9 protein-coding genes are annotated in these 21,120 nt (G+C 43.9%); 8 read left to right on the top strand and 1 reads right to left on the bottom strand.

Annotation, left to right across the window (positions count from 1 at the left end; translation table 11 throughout):
• The first annotated feature begins 88 nt into the window (after positions 1 to 88).
• Positions 89 to 1,039 carry a nuclease-related domain-containing protein gene (locus J4G36_RS11035; RefSeq protein WP_210470067.1) on the top strand — a complete coding sequence of 317 codons (951 nt, stop codon included), beginning with the start codon at positions 89 to 91 and terminating at the stop codon, positions 1,037 to 1,039.
• Between the two features lie 2 nt (positions 1,040 to 1,041).
• Here the strand turns inward: J4G36_RS11035 and J4G36_RS18715 are convergent, their stop codons facing one another.
• Positions 1,042 to 1,176, bottom strand: a complete 135-nt coding sequence (locus J4G36_RS18715) for a hypothetical protein (protein ID WP_256439584.1) — start codon at positions 1,174 to 1,176, stop codon at positions 1,042 to 1,044.
• 95 nt (positions 1,177 to 1,271) lie between these two features.
• On the opposite strand from J4G36_RS18715, the gene J4G36_RS11030 reads away from it, so the two are divergent.
• The 7 genes from J4G36_RS11030 (at position 1,272) to J4G36_RS11000 (ending at position 20,936) form a co-directional block, all read left to right on the top strand.
• Complete coding sequence (locus tag J4G36_RS11030; protein ID WP_210470065.1) at positions 1,272 to 2,876, top strand: gamma-glutamyltransferase family protein; 1,605 nt, start codon at positions 1,272 to 1,274, stop codon at positions 2,874 to 2,876.
• Positions 2,870 to 3,145: a YhdT family protein gene (locus J4G36_RS11025; RefSeq protein WP_210470063.1), complete on the top strand. Its 276-nt coding sequence runs from the start codon at positions 2,870 to 2,872 to the stop codon at positions 3,143 to 3,145. Before J4G36_RS11030 ends, J4G36_RS11025 begins: the two co-directional genes overlap by 7 nt.
• Entirely contained in the window at positions 3,142 to 4,584 is a 1,443-nt protein-coding gene (gene panF / locus J4G36_RS11020; protein ID WP_210470061.1) for a sodium/pantothenate symporter, read from the top strand. The genes J4G36_RS11025 and panF overlap by 4 nt, the downstream gene beginning before the upstream one ends.
• Before the next feature lie 85 nt (positions 4,585 to 4,669).
• Complete coding sequence (locus J4G36_RS11015) at positions 4,670 to 5,647, top strand: nuclease-related domain-containing protein (RefSeq protein ID WP_210470052.1); 978 nt, start codon at positions 4,670 to 4,672, stop codon at positions 5,645 to 5,647.
• A gap of 462 nt (positions 5,648 to 6,109) precedes the next feature.
• Positions 6,110 to 7,306 carry an aminotransferase class I/II-fold pyridoxal phosphate-dependent enzyme gene (locus J4G36_RS11010; protein WP_210470045.1) on the top strand — a complete coding sequence of 399 codons (1,197 nt, stop codon included), beginning with the start codon at positions 6,110 to 6,112 and terminating at the stop codon, positions 7,304 to 7,306.
• Between the two features lie 1,126 nt (positions 7,307 to 8,432).
• Positions 8,433 to 14,084 carry a S8 family serine peptidase gene (locus J4G36_RS11005; RefSeq protein ID WP_210470043.1) on the top strand — a complete coding sequence of 1,884 codons (5,652 nt, stop codon included), beginning with the start codon at positions 8,433 to 8,435 and terminating at the stop codon, positions 14,082 to 14,084.
• 1,197 nt (positions 14,085 to 15,281) lie between these two features.
• The gene (locus J4G36_RS11000) at positions 15,282 to 20,936 is read left to right on the top strand and encodes a S8 family serine peptidase (RefSeq protein WP_210470042.1); all 5,655 of its coding nucleotides are present in this window, start codon (positions 15,282 to 15,284) and stop codon (positions 20,934 to 20,936) included.
• Positions 20,937 to 21,120 lie beyond the last annotated feature (184 nt).

Raw genomic sequence — 21,120 nt, 5'->3', positions numbered from 1 at the left:
CCTCCAATAAACCCTCCAAAAATCAACCTTCATCCACACTATAGGCAGCACCAGCCCTATTTGGTATTCTTACAGTAGAGGTGATGTCATGATTTACAAAAACAGGGGAAAACCAAACGATCTCCTAGGATTAACCGCACTAAAAAATCGTCTTCATTCAAACCCCAAAAGCATGAGAGAGGTATCTGATCAGCTAAATCGAGCGAAAGCTGGTTATGAAGGCGAAGTTAATTTCGACAAGCATTTACGAGAATTCATGCCCAAGTATCCGCATGCAATTCTTCATGATGTGTACCTGAACTATGGCGGCGTCTATTTTCAAATGGATTCAATCCTCATCACACCGGCAACCATCATCATTTTTGAAGTGAAAAATTTTGTCGGGAAGTTGATATTTATGGGGAATCCCGACAGGTTTGTACGCAAACTGCATACCGGTGAGGGAAAACCGATGGAAAGTCCGATTGCACAATTAGACAGGAAGGAATATTTCCTCAAAGAATGGCTCGGCAAACGTGGAATTCAAGCGTATATTCAGGGCGTCGTCGTTCTGGCCGTCGAGAATGAACTTCAACTCGACTCCACGCCGAAAAAACCAATCATTTTTGCATACCAAGTTCCAAATTACTTGTATTCGCTCCCTTTACAAGCCGGAGAGTTAAGCGCCATGCGTATTAAACACATAGCGACGGATATGAAACGACGTCATTCAGACTACAATCCGTTCCCAATGATTAGAACATGGGACATATCACCAGAAGATTTCAAACGGGGGGTTCAATGTCAAAGCTGCAAATTATTCGGCATGCAGTGGAAGAACCAAAGATGGAATTGTCCCAAATGTAAAAGTTTCAGCCTAGATAGCCATATCGCGACAACTAAAGATTGGTTCTATCTAATTGACAATAAAATAACAAATCGTCAATTCCGTAACTTCGCATTGATCGAAAACCAACAAGTTGCCAAACGACTCCTAAAAAGAGCCGGATTGCAACTACACGGTAAACGCAGGACGAGCTATTATGTATTGAAAATCTAAATTTAACGCCAAACGACCAAAGTCGATCCCCAAACGCCTAAAGCTGCACTCGAAACGACCATAGTAGATTCCCAAACGCCCAATGCCGTATCCCAAACGACCAAACCCGCCAACCAAACGACCAAACCCCATCCCAAATTTCCCGCCCCACACCCCCAGCTCTTTCTGTATAATGAAAGACAACTACATAAATCAAAATCACACAATCAAGCATAAAAACGGAGGAATCAAAATGGATTACCTATATAACCCGTACCCTTCAATCAAACACACCGCCTTCGCGAAAAACGGCATGGTTGCAACATCACAACCACTCGCCGCACAAGCAGGAATTGAAATCATGCGTAAAGGCGGAAACGCGATCGATGCTGCAATCGCAACAGCCGCGGCACTCACCGTTGTTGAACCGACATCCAATGGGATCGGCGGCGATGCATTTGCCCTCGTTTGGGTAAACAACAAACTTCACGGCCTAAATGCATCCGGTCCATCACCAGATGCCCTAACAATCGACGCCGTCACCGCAGCTGGTCACGAAAAAATGCCAACTCACGGTCTAACGCCAATCACGGTCCCAGGCATCCCGGCAGCTTGGGCGGAACTAGCGAAAAAGTTCGGGAAACTATCGCTAAAAGAATCACTCGCACCTGCAATTCGCTATGCCGAGGAAGGTTACCCACTCACACCAATTCTCGGTAAGTACTGGAAACTAGCATACAAAAGATTTAAGAGTTCATTCACAACAGAAGAATTCAACGCTTGGTTCGAAACATTTGCACCTGACGGCCGTGCGCCGGAAATTGGCGAAGTGTGGAAATCACCAGATCACGCCGAAACCTTGCGTTCCATTGCCGAGACAAATGCAGATTCCTTCTACAAAGGGGAAATCGCCGATAAAATCGACGACTTCATGGTAAAGCACGGTGGATATTTAAGAAAATCAGATTTAGAAAAGTATAAAGTCGAATGGGTAGAACCGATTTCGACAAATTACCGCGGCTATGATGTATGGGAAATCCCACCGAATGGCCAAGGCATGGTAACGCTCATGGCGCTTAATATTTATTCCAAATTAAGCCCGGCAATCCCAGAAAATACGAAAACGCTTCATGAACAAATTGAGGCTATGAAACTAGCATTCATCGACGGAAAAGCGTTCATTACCGAAGAAAACGAAATGCCAATCGATGTCGAGCATTTACTGTCCGATGAATACGCCGAAAAACGCGCAGAAAAAATCACAAACGAAGCATCAATTCCAGAGCCATACGAACTGCCAAAAGGCGGCACGGTTTACCTGGCGACAGCGGACGGGGAAGGCAATATGGTCTCTTTCATCCAGTCCAATTACATGGGGTTCGGTTCCGGCATCGTCATTCCGGGTACAGGAATCGCGCTCCAGAACCGCGGTGCAGATTTCTCGCTTGATCCAACATATCCAAATGCGTTAAAACCAGGAAAACGGTCCTTTAACACGATTATCCCAGGCTTCCTGACAAAAAATGGACAGGCAATCGGGCCGTTTGGTGTCATGGGTGGTTACATGCAGCCGCAAGGACATTTCCAAATGATTGTAAACACCATTGATTATCGATTAAATCCGCAAGCCGCGCTTGATTCACCGAGATGGCAGTGGATTGAAGGAAATACCGTTCACGTCGAACCGAATTTCCCAAACCATTTAGCGCAAGCACTAACGAGATTAGGTCACGATATTAAGCCAACTCTCGATAACGGTTCATTTGGACGAGGCCAAATCATATGGCGTAATCCGGAAACGGGTGTATTATCAGGAGGAACTGAAACAAGAACAGATGGAGCGATTGTCTTATGGTAAATAAAAGCAATACAGATTGGCGGTTCAAAATTGCGCATCGTGAAGCACTTATCGGCGTCGGACTCGCAATTTTCAACTTCATATGGTGGTTCGGATTCGCCTACGGACTCGGATCACGTCCAGTGGAAGAGTACACGTATGTTTTCGGACTCCCGGCATGGTTTTTCTACAGTTGCGTTGTCGGATTTGTCTTAATCTCAATACTCGTGATAATCATTACAAAGTTCTTCCTCACAGAAGTACCTTTTGAGGAGGAAGACGAATTATGAACATAAGCGTAATTGCGCCATTAATCATCCTAATCATTGCGATTTTCGCAATCGGTTTGATTTCATCTAGAAAAATGCAATCGGACAAAGGTTTCCTGCAAAATTATTTCCTAGGCGGCCGCGAACTCGGCGGTTTCGTCCTAGCGATGACAATGGTTGCCACATACGGAAGCGCATCGAGTTTCCTCGGAGGTCCCGGTACCGCCTATACGGTCGGATTTGGTTGGGTCTTACTCGCCATGACTCAAGTCGTCACGGGATATTTCGTACTTCTAATTCTAGGAAAGAAATTCGCAATACTAGCACGAAAATACAATGCAGTAACGATGATTGACTTCTTAAAAGTTCGCTATAACAGCCCAGCTGTCGCGATTTTATCAGCAGTTGCCATTATTATATTTTTATTTTCTGCTATGACTGCGCAGTGGGTCGGTGGCGGTCGTCTCATCGAATCGCTCACCGGACTTAAATACACATCCGCGCTCTTCATTTTCGCGATTTCAGTCCTCGTATATGTCGTCATCGGCGGTTTCCGCGCGGTTGCGGTAACGGATGCCGTACAAGGAGCAATCATGGTCATCGGAACGCTAGTGTTACTCATTGGCGTCATTATCGCAGGCGGCGGCGTGCCAACCATCATGCAAGATTTGTTGAATGAAAACCCGCGTCTCGTCACGCCATTCGGTGCGGATGGAAGTCTAACAGCGGCCTACGTTTCCTCTTTCTGGATATTAGTCGGTGTCGGCGTCGTCGCGCTCCCGCAAATGGCCGTGCGCGCAATGAGTTACAAAAACTCTCGCTCCATGCACCGCGCACTTATCATCGGAACGCTCGTCACGGGATTCATTATGCTAAACATGCATTTAATCGGGATTTTCGCACGTCCTGTTTTACCAGGAATCGACGTCGGCGACAAAGTAATTCCGCTGCTGGCGCTCGAAGTATTACCGCCATGGCTTGCGGGTCTCGTTCTAGCAGCCCCAATGGCAGCCATCATGTCGACTGTGGATTCACTACTTTTGCTTGTTAGTTCAGCAATTGTCAAAGATGTCTATTTGAACTTTATCAAACCAGACGCGAAAGAGAAAACCGTTAAATGGATGAGTTTCGGCGTAACAGCAATTCTCGGAATCATCGTATTCCTACTTGCATTACAGCCACCTGAACTCTTAATATTCTTGAATTTATTCTCATTCGGAGGACTCGAAGCCGCCTTCATCTGGCCAGTCGTCATGGGCCTCTATTGGAAATACGGCAACAAATACGGCGCAATCGCCTCGATGATTACAGGAATGGTTACCTACATCGCGCTCCATTTTTACAACGAAGCAAATGGATTCTTATTCGGCGTACACACCGTCACATTCCCAATTGTCTTCTCGTTCGTCGCGTATGTAGCCTTCAGCTTGCTAATTAAAAAGAAAGAATTTGTGTACTAAATCAGGACTCTCTTCTATAGAGAGTCTTTTTTGATATTGCTAGAGTAATTTGATATTATTTAAGTGAACATTCAGAAAAGGAGGCTTGTATATTCACACTAAACGAAATCCACCGAACGAACTTATTCTATTGCAGCGGTTACTAGCAAGGATTTCCGAAGACCACCCACAGCACAAAACAATTAGTGAAAAGTTGTACCAAGTAAATGCCGGATATTCCGGCGAAGTTGACGTTGATCGAATTCTTCCCGAAATCGGTCTCCCCCAAGACGTCATTGTAATCAAGGGCATCACGATAGAAATCCTCCCCAATTTCTTCGCCCAACTAGACACCCTAATTCTAACCCGAAAAAGAATCATTTTATTGGAAATTAAAAAATATGCGGGTACTGTCATTTTTGATGTTGAATCAGGCAAAACAATGAAAGTTTCTATGAATGGTGAAGTCGAAAAATTCGACTGCATCCTACATCAACTCGATCGAGCCGCCCACGGACTTAAAAGCTGGCTTGAGAAACGGCAAGTTCATATTCCAATAGAACCAATTCTAGTCATGGCCAATCAGCGAACGATAATAGAAGAAATACCAAAACCCTTCACAGTGAAATACGGCAAGCAATTGCCAAAATATATTCGTGAATTACCAAAAACAGCTGACATCCTGACCCAGCAACAAATTAACAATCTTGCCAATCAGTTCCAAAGCAGTCAAATCCATTGGAGGCGAAAGACAGCATGCGAACTATATAAAGTTCCTCCGGCGGACTTAGAAATCGGCATACTTTGTCTTAATTGTAATGTAAAAATGAAAAGGGTTCGTGGCCGCACATGGCTTTGCGAACCATGCAAAAAATTGAGCAATGCCTCAATCGGACAAGCAGTCGCCGATTGGTTCCTTCTAATCAGCCCAACTATCACGAATAAACAACTAATGTACTTTTTGGAATTAAAATCGAATACCGCAGCCAGCAAACTATTCAAAAAGCTATACCTAACTCGAACTGGAAAGCCGCCAAAGACCATATATACATGGAACTATAAAATGCCGATATACAAACAGTAGAAGAAATAGATTTGTTAAATGTAGCCGTCTAGAATGCTAGGCGGCCTCTTTACGGTTAATTTTGGGGAGAAGGAAATGCTTTCGCTAAAGAAAGAAACATTCTCCCGAAAGAAGGAAACGCTTCACCGGTAGAAGGAAACGTTCTCGTCAAAGAAGGAAACACTTTCTTCAGAAGGAAACGTTTCTGGCGGAGAAAGCAACGTTCTCCTGAAAGAAGGAAACGTTTTCGTCAAAGAAGGAAACACTCTCTCGAGAAGGAAACGTTTCCGGCGAAGAAAGCAACGTTCTCCCGAAAGAAGGAAACGCTTCACCGTTAGAAGCAAACGTTTTCGTCAAAGAAGGAAACACTCTCTCCAGAAGGATACACCACACAAAATTCCGTCTACCATTCATACCAAATATTCTATAAACTATACTTAAGTAAGCGACCAAAATAGTCGCTTCGTAAAAGGGGGAAGTGTATTGACGTTATCAGCTAGCACACGGATTCAGGCAATTGAATTATCCGGAATTCGAAAAGTCGCAAACATGCTTAGCAACTATCCGAATGCCATTAATCTCACGATCGGCCAACCCGATTTTACAACGCCCGAGTTAATCAAAGACGCTGGAATTGAAGCAATTCGAAACAATAAAACGACGTACACGCCAAATATAGGCATCTTGGAATTGCGTCAAGCGATCAGTGATTTCTTCACCAATAAATACGGATTTACTTACAACCCACAAACAGAAATTATTGTGACAGCAGGGGCAAGTGGAGGGATGGATGCAACATTTCGCGCGATTTTGAACGAAGGAGACGAAATAATCATACCCGCGCCCATTTTTGCCGGCTATGATCCGCTTATTTCATTAACAGGGGCGAAGGCAGTCTATTTGGATACGACAAAAACGAACTTCATACCAGATCCAACCCAACTCGAAGCGCTAATAACACCGAAAACGAAAGCAGTGGTCTTTAGCTTCCCATCAAATCCAACGGGCGTGATTATTCCAAAACGAACAATGGATGAACTTGTCGAAGTTCTCACCAGACATGATATCTTCATCGTTTCAGACGAAATCTATAGTGAAAATACATTTGAAGGCGAACATATTTCATTTGCTCAGTACCCACAACTGAAAGAAAAACTTTTCCTAATTCATGGTCTGTCAAAATCACATTCGATGACTGGATGGCGCGTCGGCTTTCTATTAACCGACGAAAAGTGGATGAAACACGCCGTGAAAGCCCATGCGCATAATACGCTTTGCGTCAATGCGCCCGCTCAACACGCGGCAACAATCGCGCTTACAAAATGCCAAGACACACCGACAACAATGAATAAAGAATATATCAAACGCCGAGACCTCGTTTACAATCGTCTAATATTCATGGGACTCGAAACCGTCAAACCGAACGGCGCATTTTACATTTTTCCATCGATTAAAGAATTCAATATGTCGTCCGAACAATTTGCCCTCACGCTCCTAAAAGAAGCTGATATTGCAGTTGTCCCAGGCAGCGCATTCACGCCGCTCGGTGAAGGATACATCCGAATTTCATACGCCTACGCCTACGACCAACTCGAAATTGCAATGAATCGCCTGGAAAATTGGATTACAAATTGGCGAAAAAACGAACGCCACATCGTACCAGATCCACCGCTTATTTGAAGTTTAATACCCACACACCCCAGCAATTTCAAACTGGGGTATTTTTTTATGTATGACGGGGGAAACGACCAAAAGGCTACCCAACCGACCAAACACACCCCTCAAACGACCAAAGTGGCTACCAAAACGACCAACCTAAAAGGTACCTGTGCATGGTTGATTTATGACAATTCGATACAGTGTATAAATAACCATTAAATATTTTATGGATTCAGGTATGACTGGTTCCTAGTATCGCGTTATGCAATTGTAGTGTATAATCTGAATCGTGTCTTGCACAGGTACCTAAAAGTGACACCTAAAAGGGGCATCCAAAAGGGGCATCCAAAAGTGACACCTAAAAGGTTTTCACGATGTCAAATCTCGTAGGAATCGCAAGAAATATACACTATATTTTCCAGTGGATTTCCAAATGAGTTTTTACTATCTAAAAAATGATAGGATTTATGGCACTGGTATAAATCTAAGAGTTTAGCTTGATTTAATTTGAATCGTTGAATCATAAATTTATTAATAATTAGAAGCCGAAGTAACTCAGAAAATCCAGTAAAGACCACATTCCAATGGTCTTTTTTTGTTGGCATTAAACTATGAAAGCCTCGCCTAATGAAATGGGAAACTCACAGACCTTTAGCTTAGGAACAACGCCTAAAGCGCACAAACCCAACAAAGTCACGATTAGTTGATAGTCCTATTGGCTAAAAAACATGCCATATTTGTTTTATTACTGCAATAAAAGTCGAATTATTAGTCTAATAATACTGATTTAACAAAATAATCCATGAATTGTATTGACTTATGAATATATGTTATTTAAGCTCTAGTTGGTCAGAGAATAGATTTTAGTAGAAAAAGGAGGGTAAGTCCATCTGGTAAAGAAATTGTAGAAAGGAGGGAAATTAGAGACTTAAACTTCGAAATTCTTTGATCCATTAAAAATTAGGTAGTAGCATAAAATTGACCAACACCTCGAGAACCTTACTATCAAGCTTGCTAAAGGTTTTAGGTGTTTTTTTGTGCGCTTTTATCTAATTAAATTCGAAAATAAAAGCTACTAACTAAAAAATGAACACAACTTGCACCAACATTTTCGACTCACAGTTACTGTAAAAGGGAGGAAATTTTATTGGGGAACAAAAAACGCGCTCAGAAAAGGGCGTTTAGCATATTCGCTACTTTTCTTATGGTTCTTTCATTAATCACACCCGGATTTGCTGCAGCGGAGTCATCAAGTGGGAAAATACATCAATCAGTAAATGAAACTCAAGCAACACCTAAAGAAAAAATGAGTAAACGTTTATTAAGTGAATTCGAAAAACAAGAGAAAATAACCTTTCTTGTAAAGTTTAAAGAGAAATCAGATTCGGCAAAAGTTGCGAAAGAAGCTCGGACAAAAGCACAAAAGAATAACTTGTCCATGCATGATATGAAATTTCAACAGCGTTCGGCTGTCGTATCGGACCTGAAGTCCGTTTCTATCGAAGCACAGCAAGGCGTTGTCGAGTATTTGGAAGGCGAGATGGATAGCGGCAACGTTGATAAATTTGATTCATTCTTCGTTGTAAACGGAATGGCAGTAACGGCGACAAAAGAGGTTGCGGAGAAAATTGCAGCTTTTGCGGAAGTTGAAAAAATCTTACCAAACGAAGAACGTCAATTACAGGAAACAACTGTAAAAACTGATGCGGTTGCACCGAAATCAGAACTTGCAAACGTTGAATGGAACGTCGAACGTGTCAATGCACCAGCAGCTTGGGATCTTGGAATTGATGGTTCCGGAACTGTAGTAGCAATTCTAGACACGGGCGTTCAGTGGGATCACCCAGCTTTAAGAGAAAAATACCGTGGATATAATCCAGGGACGGGTTCAGTAGATCACACCTATAGTTGGTTTGACGCTTCAACTGGAGAAGCAACGCCATATGATGATCACGGGCACGGAACGCATGTAACCGGAACAATGGTTGGTAGCGAACCAGACGGATCCAATCAGGTTGGCGTAGCGCCTGGTGCTGAGTGGATCACAGCAAAAGTCTTTAATTCAGCGGGAAGTACGAATGACTTGATATTATTGAACGCTGGAGATTGGGTTATGGCTCCGGGCGGCGATGTAAACATGGCTCCGGACGTTGTCAATAACTCTTGGGCTGGCGGACCAGGTTTAGATGAATGGTATCGCGACATGGTAATTGCTTGGAGAGCGGCAGAAATTTTTCCTGAGTTTTCGGCTGGGAATATTACGTCAATGAATCCAGGTGGACCAGGATCAGTTGCTGCACCAGCAAACTATCCTGAAGCCTTTGCCACAGGTGCAACTGATGTAAATAACGAGGTTGCTAACTTCTCATTAAGGGGACCTTCTCCTTACGGTGAGATTAAACCAGATATCTCAGCACCTGGGGAAAATATTCGTTCAACTGTACCAGGAAATGGCTATGAAGGCGGTTGGAACGGGACTTCAATGTCAGGACCGGCAGTAGCGGCCGTTGCGGCATTGTTGCGTCAAGTAAATGCCGACATAACCGTAGATGATATGGAACAAATTTTATTGGATACAGCGACTCCTTTAACGGATTCCGATTATCCTGAATCACCAAACCATGGCTATGGATATGGACTTGTCGATGCATATGAAGCAGTATTGGCCATTCAAAATGGCCTTGGAACGCTAAAAGGGCAGGTCATGGTAGAGGGTGAAGATACAGAGGAACCCATATTTGAACATGAACCACTAGCGGAAATATATGCAGGGAAGGATTTAGACTTATCCGTCTTTGTAAAAGACAATGTCAGTATTACTGGCGTTCAAGTGATGTACAAAACAGGTGATGATTGGACGACTGTCGATGCTACACGTGAATCCGGAGACCATAAGTCGGGAGAGTACGCGGTAACAATTCCGGGGGCTGACATCGCAACACCATCATTCACATATAAATGGGTCATTAATGACTTCGGCAATAACATAGTTGAAAGCAGTGAGTATTCAATCGAAGTGAAAGATGGTATTACGCTTGGCTATTTTGAAAACTTTGATGCAAGTCACAATCCAGTGGGCTGGTATTCCGAGGGATCCAACGATGCTTGGGAATGGGGAGCGCCAACTTCTGGACCGGGTGAAGCATATTCTGGTATAAACGCTTATGCAACAAATCTAGCTGGAAACTACAATAGCAGTATGAATGCAACACTCATGATGCCGCCAGTTGATTTGCCAGAAGGGCCATCTTACTTGCAGTTCAATCACTGGCATGACTTTGAAGAATCATCACAAGGTAGGGCTTGGGATTTTGGACATGTCATGATTTCCACGGACGGAAAAAAATGGACAGACCTAGAAATGTTCCAAGGTTTATCAGATGGTTGGTTAACGATGGAGATTGACTTATCGGAATATAGTGGACGCGTCTACCTAGGCTTCAATATGTTCTCTGATGGAAGCAATCAAAAAGACGGCTGGTATATTGACGATGTAGGTTTATCAGAGACATCTATATATGGTGATGACAATGAAGCGCCAGTCATCAACCATGAAGCACCACAAGAAGTTTATTCTGAAGTGGATATACGATTACAAGCAGATGTAACAGATAACTTGAGAATCGATTATGTTAATCTCCACTATAAAGATACAAACGGCGATTGGCAGGAAGTTCAAGCGACACAAGATTCAGGAGGGATAAAAAGTGGGACTTTCTCTGGCGTGTTTCCCGGAGACCAAGTTGCTGGCGAATCAATCACCTATTACTTCGAAGCAAGTGACTTCGGTGGAAACGTTATCGCAACCGAGGCGTACACGGTAGAAGTGAAATCAGGTGTCGGCATCGGGTATTTCGAAGATTTTGAAGGATTGGCTTCCGGCTGGTATTCATTCGGAGACCACGATACTTGGACAATGGGCGTTCCGACTTCGGGTCCAAACAGTGCAGCCTCCGGTGAAAATGTCTATGCAACCAATCTGACAGGTAGCTATCTATACGATATGAACGCGACACTAGTTATGCCTCCACTCAATTTGCCAGAAGGAGATGTCTTCCTAACGTTCAAAAATTGGAATGACTTCGAATTGGGGCCAACAGGTATAGCTTGGGATTACGGACATGTCGTGATTTCCACGGATCAGGAAAATTGGGAAAGATTACAAAAGTTCCAAGGGTATACACCTGATTGGGAAGATGTTGAAATCGACCTTTCCGCATACAGCGGTCAGCGCGTCTATGTCGGTTTTGAAGCATTTTCCGATGGCGGCATTGAGCGACCTGGTTGGTATATTGATGATGTCGGGCTTACCAACACATCGACTCAATCAGCTACTGCAAAAACAGTCGCTAATGCAGCTTCCAATAAACTTGGAATTGAATTAGGAAAAGAAAAAGTAGAAGTAGGCGTTGAAAAAGGAAATACAGCACCAACAACCCTTCCAATTCGCGCACAAGTTAGCGTTCTCGAAACCGGAAGAAGTGTTTATTCAAATCCGGCAGACGGTTCCTATAAGTTAATGCTTCAAGTAGGAGATTTCACAGTTGAAGCTGGCGCTTATGGATATGAAACAAAACAACAAACCGTATCCATCGCGGACGGCGAAGAAACACTCGCTAATTTCACTTTAGATGAGCTGCCAAAGGGCACTATAACTGGACAAGTGACAAACAGTGAAAATGGCAACACAATCGCGGATGCAACACTTCTATTGATCGAAGATGCAAATATTCAACCAGTCGAGACAGATGAAAACGGAAACTTCTCACTAACTGCGTATGAAGGAACCTATACGCTAAGAGTAATGGCGCTTAATTTCCACAGTCAAGAAGTCGAAATCACCATCGGTTCAGACCCATCTGAAGTTAACCTGGAACTAGACCCGTATTATATTTATCCAGGTGGCGAGATTGGCTATGACGATGGAACTGGTGAAAACGCACGTGTTTTCAATAATGTAGGAGATGGTTGGGCAGTTAAAATGTCCCTGCCTGAAGGAACAGATTCCGCCATTGTAACAGACGGTGTATTCCGTTTCTGGGATACAGAATGGCCAGTACCAGGCGGAACTGAATTCGCGGTCGAAGTTTGGGATGCAGGTCCTAACGGCATGCCAGGACAGAAACTAGCAGGTCCAATTGACGGCACGGCATTACGTGACGGCACATGGACAATTGTAAATCTTAGGGATCACAACATCGTTGTCGATGGCGATTTCTATATGGTTTACATCCAAACTAAGCTGTTTCCAAATGCACCGGGTTTAGCAATGGATGAAAGCAGTCCAAACGCAAACCGTAGCTATCAATTTGTTAGCGGGGCATGGTCAGCTACACCACCCCAAGAAGGAAACTACATGATTCGTGCGCGCATAGGTTCAGAAATCACCCCGCCAATCATCGCAAATCCGGCAAACGGTGACTTTACGAATGAAGAAGCAGTAACAGTCGAAGGAACAGCTTCACCAAACACGACAATTCAACTGAACAACAACAGTGAAGAAGTCGCGACAGCTGAAATTGGTGATGAAGGAACATTCTCATTCGAGACAATCTTAACAGAAGGCGAAAACGAATTAGTTGCGAAAACATTATTTAACGGAGAAGAGGCTGGCTCATCCGAACCAGTGACGATCACGCTAGATACAGTAAAGCCGACATTAACAATTGCGAACCCAGTAGACGGAGATGTCACAAAACGTGAATCGGTTACTGTTGAAGGAACCGTAGCAGACGAAAATCTAGACTACGTCGAAGTAAACGGATCGAAAGTAGCTGTTAATGAAGGTAACTACTCGAAACGAATTCTTCTAGACGCAGGCGCGAATGAAATCACAGTCGTCGCACACGACTTAGCTGGAAACACAGAGACGAAATCAGTCACAGTCACAGCGAAGTGGCATGCACCGACAATCGAGAATCTACAACCATCAGCGAATCAAACAGTCAATCCTGGCGATGAAGTAGACATTTCATTCACAAGTGATGCGGAAGGCGGAACAGCAAGCTTCACTGTACAAATTCCAGCACAAGCGAATATACAGTCATCAACAAGCTTGCCAATCGAAGAAGTCTCACCAGGCGTTTACAGCACAACATGGGTTGTTCCGAACATCACTGTTGACGGAGCAGTCATCGTTGTCGAACTGACAGACGCTGCGGGCAATACGACGAGACAAGAAGCAGACGGCAGAATTACAGTCGAATCAATCGATGACGGCGGCGGTGCCAATGAAGGCGACGTTGGTTGGTTCCACAAAGACGGTAAAACGTATTATCTAGATTCAGACGGTAAAAAAGTCAAAGGTTGGTACGAAGTTCTGTCCAAATGGTACTTCTTTGACAACAAAGGCGTCATGCAAACGGGCATGGTAAAAATAAAAGGCGACACTTACTATCTCGGTGATAACGGCGTCAGACAGACTGGTTGGGTGGATTACGAATCGAACAGATATTACTTCAACATCCACAACGGCATCATGAAAACCGGCTGGATTTTCGTTGAAGGCGATGCCTACTACGCCGACAACAAAGGCGTTATACAAACCGGCATGTTGAAAATCAAAGGCGACACTTACTATTTCAACGATGACGGCGTTAGACAATCCGGTTGGGTAGATCATCAATCGAACAGATATTTCTTCAACCACAACAACGGTGCCATGCAAGTCGGTTGGATTTACGACAGTGGAAACACGTACTACACCGACAACAAAGGCGTCATGCAAACGGGTTGGGTGAAAATTAAAGGGAAAATGTATCACTTCGATAGTGATGGCGTACTAATCGGAACAGCTTAAAACAGAAAAAGAGACTATGCCAAAGTGGCATAGTCTTTTTTCATTCATTACCAATACAACCGCGAAACGACCAAACCCACCCCTCAAACGACCAAAGAGGCTACCAAAACGACCAACCTAAAAGGTACCTGTGCATGGTTGATTTATGACAATTCGACCCAGTGTATAAATAGCCATTAAATAATTTGTGAATCAATGTACGACTCGTTCCTGGTATCGCATTATGCAATTGTAGTGTATAATCTGAATTGCCTCTTGCACAGGTACCTCACCCCCTGTAGCTCTCCCTCAAACCCCCTCAAAAAAAGCATCCCAATTAACACTCAACCCAACCTACAAAAAAGCAAAAAATCACCATATTACGCGCTGTCAAATCACGTAATAATCACAAGAACACACACTAATTTTTCATGCGGATTTCAATAAATCCCACGTTATTTTACAATTGCTACGAAAATATAACTTCCAGTAATCTGTGAAATATCAAAATGAATAGGTTATAAGATACCGACCATTGACTAGGACTTTAGGGTTGAAAAAAAATCCTCAAGCGACCCATTAACAATAATTCCCAATGAAAATAAACCCAACAAATCCAATAAAGACCTACACATTATGATCTTTTCAGCAAGTAAAACCCCGAAAACCAAAATCCATAAAATGGAAACAACCACAGTCTTACTGTCTAGGGACAACGTCTAAATGCCGTAAACACAACATTTTCGGTATTTTCACATGGTTCTTTTCTCTATAAAAACACGTTATATTTGTTATATTACTGCAATAAAAGTCGAATAGTTAGTTAAAAAATACTGATTTGTCCAAATAGTCTACGAATATCATTGACTTATATAGATATGTATTTTAAGCTTTGGTTGGTCAAAGAAGAGAGTTTAGTAGAAAAAGGGGGGTAACATGCAACTGGTAAAGAAAATGTAGAAAGGAGGAAAATCAGAGAGGAGAAATTCAAAATTCTTTGATCCGTTAAAAATTAGATAATACCATAAAATTGACCGACACCCGAGAACCTCACCTATCAAACTAGCTTAGGATTTTAGGTGTTTTTCTGTGCGCTTTTATCTAATTGAAAACGAGCACACGAGCTACCAACTCACTAGCAACTCAAAAAAACTTACCAACAAACAATAAACAGACACAACAGTCTCACAATCATTGTAAAAAAGGGAGGAAATCTTATTGAGGAACAAAAATCGTGCTCAGAAAAGGGCATTTAGTATATTCGCCACTTTTCTTATGGTTCTTTCATTAATCACGCCCGGATTTGCATCAGCAGCGTCACCAAGTGGGAAATTGCATCAGTCTGTAAACGAAACCCAAGCTACTGCAAAAGAAAAAGTGGGCAAACGTTTACTAAGCGAATTCGAAAAACAAGAAAAAACAACATTTCTCGTAAAGTTTAAAGAGTCATCAGATTCGGCAAAAGTTGCAAAAGAAGCCCGGAAAAATGCAAGCAAGAATAAATTGTCCGCGCATGACGCGAAATTTCAACAGCGCTCAGCTGTTGTGTCGGATCTAAAATCCGTTTCAATTGAATCACAACAAGGCGTTGTCGAGTATTTGGAAAGCGAAATGGCGAGCGGCAATGTTGATGAATTCAATTCATATTTTATCGTCAACGGAATGGCAGTAACAGCAACAAAAGAAGTTGCAGAGAATATTGCAGCTTTTGCGGAAGTTGAAAAAATCTTACCAAACGAAGAACGTCAATTACATGAAACGATTGTAAAAGCTGATGAAGTTGCACCACAATCAGAACTTGCAAACGTCGAGTGGAACGTCGAACGTGTGAAAGCACCTGAGACTTGGGCGCTCGGCATTGACGGATCGGGAACTGTAGTTGCAAGTCTAGACACGGGTGTTCAGTGGGATCACCCAGCATTAAAAGAAAAATACCGCGGCTATGATGCAAGCACTGGCACAGCAAATCACCAGTATAGCTGGTTTGACGCTTCAACTGGACAAGCTGTACCATTTGATGACCACGGACATGGAACGCATGTAACCGGAACAATGGTCGGTGGCGAACCAAATGGATCGAACCAGGTAGGGGTAGCGCCAGGTGCCAAATGGATTGCAACAAAAGTATTTAACGCAGCGGGCAGCACGACCGATGCGATTTTATTGAACGCTGCACAATGGATTATCGCACCGGGCGGCGATGTGAACATGGCGCCTGACGTTGTAAACAACTCATGGGGCGGTGGACCAGGTCTCGATGAATGGTATCGCGACACGGTTAGAGCTTGGCGCGCAGCAGAAATCTTCCCTGAATTCTCAGCTGGGAATACAACGCTGTCAAATCCAGGCGGACCAGGATCAGTTGCTGTACCGGCAAACTATCCTGAATCCTTTGCAACAGGTGCAACAGATATCAACAACAAAGTAGCAAGTTTCTCGCTGAGAGGACCTTCTCCATATGGCGAGATTAAACCGGATATCATAGCGCCTGGCGTAAATATTCGTTCAAGCGTACCAGGTGGCGGTTATGAAGGCGGATGGAACGGAACGTCAATGTCTGGCCCTGCAGTAGCGGCGGTCGCAGCATTGTTACGTCAAGTCAATGCCGACATATCCGTTGATGAAATGGAACAAATCTTACTGGATACAACGACTCCTTTAACAGATTCCCAATATCCTGAGTCGCCAAACCACGCGTATGGATACGGACTTGTCGATGCGTATGAAGCGGTATCGTCAATCCTTGATGGGCTTGGAACGTTAACAGGACAAGTTATGGTAGACGGTGAAGATGCTGAAGCGCCAACATTTGAACATAGCGCACCGGCTGAAACATACGAGGGCATGGACCTTAACTTATCCATCTTTGTCAGCGATAACGTCAGCGTTACCGGCGTTCAACTGATGTACAAAGACGGTAATGATTGGACAACTGTAGATGCAACACGTAAATCAGGAGACTATAAGTCTGGTGATTACGCAGTTAAAGTTGCAGGTGGAGACGTCACGGGTCCTTCATTCACATACAAATGGGTGATAAATGACTACGGACAAAACACAGTTGAAAGTGACGAGTACGTAGTTGAAGTTAAAGGTGGCATCACAACTGGCTATTTCGAAAACTTCGATGCTAGTTACGCACCAATTGGATGGTATTCCGAGGGAGCAAATGATGCGTGGCAATGGGGCGCACCAACTTCCGGACCAGGTGAAGCCTATTCAGGTGAAAACGTTTATGCGACAAATCTAGCTGGAACTTACAATAGCAGCATGAACGCAACGCTTGTTATGCCTCCAGTAGATCTACCAGAAGGGCCTTCCTTCTTGCAGTTCAAAAACTGGCATAACTTTGAAGAATCAACAGCAGGAAGAGCATGGGATTATGGCCATGTCGTCATTTCCACAGACGGCGAGAATTGGACAAACCTAGAAATGTTCCAAGGCCTGTCAGATGGTTGGCAAGCAACTGAAATTGACCTATCAGAATACAGTGGACGGGTCTACCTTGGTTTCCATACGTTCTCCGATGGAAGCGTCGTACGAGAAGGTTGGTATATTGACGATGTAGCTTTAGCCGAAACTTCGCAATACAGCGATGACAGCGAAGCACCAGTCATTAACCACACAGCACCCGGACAAGTTTATTCTGAAATGGATTTAGTACTGAAAGCAAACGTAACCGATAATTTGAGAATTTCTTACGTGAATCTTCATTACAAAGATGCAGACGGCGCTTGGCAAGAAGTTCAAGCGACACAAGAATCCGGAAATGAATTAAGTGGAACATTCAGCGCAACAATTCCTGGAGATCAAATTACCGGCGAATCAATCACTTACTACTTCGAAACAAGTGACTACGGTGGGAACGTCGTAGCAACTGAAGAACATACAGTCGAAGTAATACCAGGTATCACAGTCGGGTACTTTGAAGACTTTGAAAGCTCACCGTCGGGTTGGTATTCATTCGGAGCGAACAACACTTGGGCAATGGGCGTTCCGACATCCGGTCCAAACGGGGCAGCATCCGGTGAAAATGTTTATGCAACAAACCTAGCAGGCGACTATCTAGCGAATATGAACGCAACACTAGTTATGCCTGCAATCGATTTGCCTGAAGGAGATGCCTTCCTGACATTCAAGAACTGGCATAACTTCGAGCAATCTACATCGGGCACAGCTTGGGATTACGGTCATGTCGTGATTTCCACGGATCAAGTAACCTGGAATCGACTACAAAAATTCCAAGGCGTGACAACAGAATGGACGGATATAGAAATCGACCTTTCCGCATATAGCGGTCAACGCGTCTATGTCGGTTTCGAAGCATTCTCTGATGGCAGCGTCGTCCGACCGGGTTGGTATATTGATGATGTAGGTCTTTCCAACACATCAAGTCAAACAACAGCCTCGTCAATGAGCGTTATCAAGGCATCTGCCAATAAATTGGGAATTGAATTAGGAAAAGAAAAAGTAGGCATTGAAAAAGGAAAAGAAAATACAGCACCAACAGCACTTCCAATTCGCGCACAAGTTACTGTTCTCGAAAACGGAAGAACTGTCTTTACGAATCCGGCTGACGGATCCTATAGACTTACACTCCCAGTTGGAGAGTTCACAGTGGAAGCAGGAGCCTACGGATACGAAACGAAACAACAAACTGTATCCATCGCGGACGGCGAAGAAACACTTGCTAATTTCACATTAGATGAGCTGGATCAAGGCACTGTCACTGGACAAGTTACAAACAGTGAAACAGGCAACGCAATCGCAGATGCAACACTTCTACTAATCGAAGATGCAAATGTTCAACCAGTAGAAACAGATGCAGATGGAAACTTCTCACTGACTGCGTACGAAGGAAGCTATACGCTAAAAGTAATGGCGCTTAATTTCCACAGTCAAGAAGTTGAAATCACCATCGGTTCCGATCCGACAGAAGTCAATGTCGAGCTTGATCCGTATTACACGTATCCAGGCGGCGAAATTGGCTATGACGATGGAACTGGTGAAAACGCACGTGCTTTCTACGATGCAGGAAATGGTTGGGCAGTTAAAATGTCTCTACCTGAAGGAAGAGATTCTGCAATCGTAACGGACGGCGTATTCCGTTTCTGGGATACAGAATGGCCAGTACCAGGCGGAACTGAATTTGCAGTCGAAGTATGGGATGCAGGTGCAGATGGCATGCCTGGCACGAAATTAGCAGGTCCAATCGACGGCACGGCATTACGTGACGGCACATGGACAACGGTAGACCTAAGAGATCACAACATCATTGTCGATGGCGATTTCTACATGGTTTACATTCAAACAAGAGCAAATCCGAATACACCAGGTCTTGCAACGGATGAAGACAGTCCGAACGCAAAACGCAGTTACCAGTTTGTTAGCGGTACTTGGTCAGCAGCACCAGCAGAAGAAGGGAACTACATGATCCGTGCACGCGTGGATTATGAAATCACGACTCCGGTCATTACGACACCAGAAGAAAGCTATATCACGAATGAAGAAACAGTCACAATCGAAGGAGAAGCATCACCAACAACAACAATCCAGCTGAACAACAACGGCGAAGAAGTCGCGACAGCTGAAATTGGTGACGATGGCGCATTCTCAATCGAGACAAACTTAACAGAAGGCGATAACGAATTTGTGGCCACAACACTATTTAACGGAGATGCAGCTGGCTCATCCGAACCAGTAACCATCACGCTAGATACAGTTAAGCCGACATTAACAATCACGAATCCAGTAGACGGAGACGTCACGAACCGTGAATCAGTCACTGTTGAAGGAACTGCAGCAGACGAAAATCTCGACTACGTCGAAGTGAACGGATCGAAAGTAGCTGTTAACGAAGGCAACTACTCGAAACGAATTCTTCTAGACGCAGGCGCGAATGAAATCACAGTCGTCGCATACGACCTAGCTGGAAACACTGAGACGAAATCAGTTACGGTTACAGCAAAGTGGAATGCACCGACAATCGAAAATCTACAACCATCAGCCAATCAAACAGTCAATCCTGGCGATGAAGTAGACATTTCATTCACAAGTGATGCAGAAGGCGGAACAGCAAGCTTTACTGTACAAATTCCGGCACAATTGAATTTACAGTCTTCAACAAGCTTGCCAATCGAAGAAGTATCACCAGGCGTTTACAGCACAACATGGGTTGTTCCGAATATCACTGTTGACGGAGCAGTCATCGTTGTAGAATTAACAGACGCAGCTGGCAATACAACAAGACAAGAAGCAGACGGCAGAATTACAGTCGAATCGATTGATGACGGCGGCGGTGCCAATGAAGGCGACGTTGGTTGGTTCCACAAAGACGGTAAAACGTATTATCTAGATTCAGACGGTAAAAAAGTCAAAGGCTGGTATGAAATCCTGTCTAAATGGTACTTCTTTAACAACCAAGGCGTTATGCAAACGGGTATGGTAAAAGTAAAAGGCGACACTTACTATCTCGGCGATAACGGCGTCAGACAGACTGGTTGGGTGGAGTATGAATCGAACAAATACTACTTCAACATCCACAACGGCACCATGCAAACCGGCTGGATTTTCGTTGATGGCGATGCGTACTACGCCGACAACAAAGGCGTTATACAAACCGGCATGTTGAAAATCAAAGGCGACACTTACTATTTCAACGATGACGGCGTTAGACAATCCGGTTGGGTAGATCATCAGTCGAACAGATATTTCTTCAACCACAACAACGGTGCAATGCAAGTCGGTTGGATTTACGACAGTGGAAACACTTACTACACCGACAACAAAGGCGTTATGCAAACGGGTTGGGTGAAGATTAAAGGGAAAATGTATCACTTCGATAGCGATGGTGTACTAATCGGAACAGCTTAAAACAGAAAAGGAGACTATGCCAAAACGGCATAGTCTCCTTTTTCATTTTTTACCAATAAAACAACGAAACGACCAAAGCCGCCGCTCAAACGCCCAATCCACCCGTCGAAACGACTAAAGCCCGCTTCCAAACGACCAAAGCGCCCGTCTAGCCGACCAAACCCACCCTCACGAATAACCCCAG

Origin of the sequence: Sporosarcina sp. 6E9 (assembly GCF_017921835.1) — a bacterium.
Lineage (GTDB): Bacteria > Bacillota > Bacilli > Bacillales_A > Planococcaceae > Sporosarcina.
This window is presented reverse-complemented; position numbering and strand designations above follow the sequence as displayed.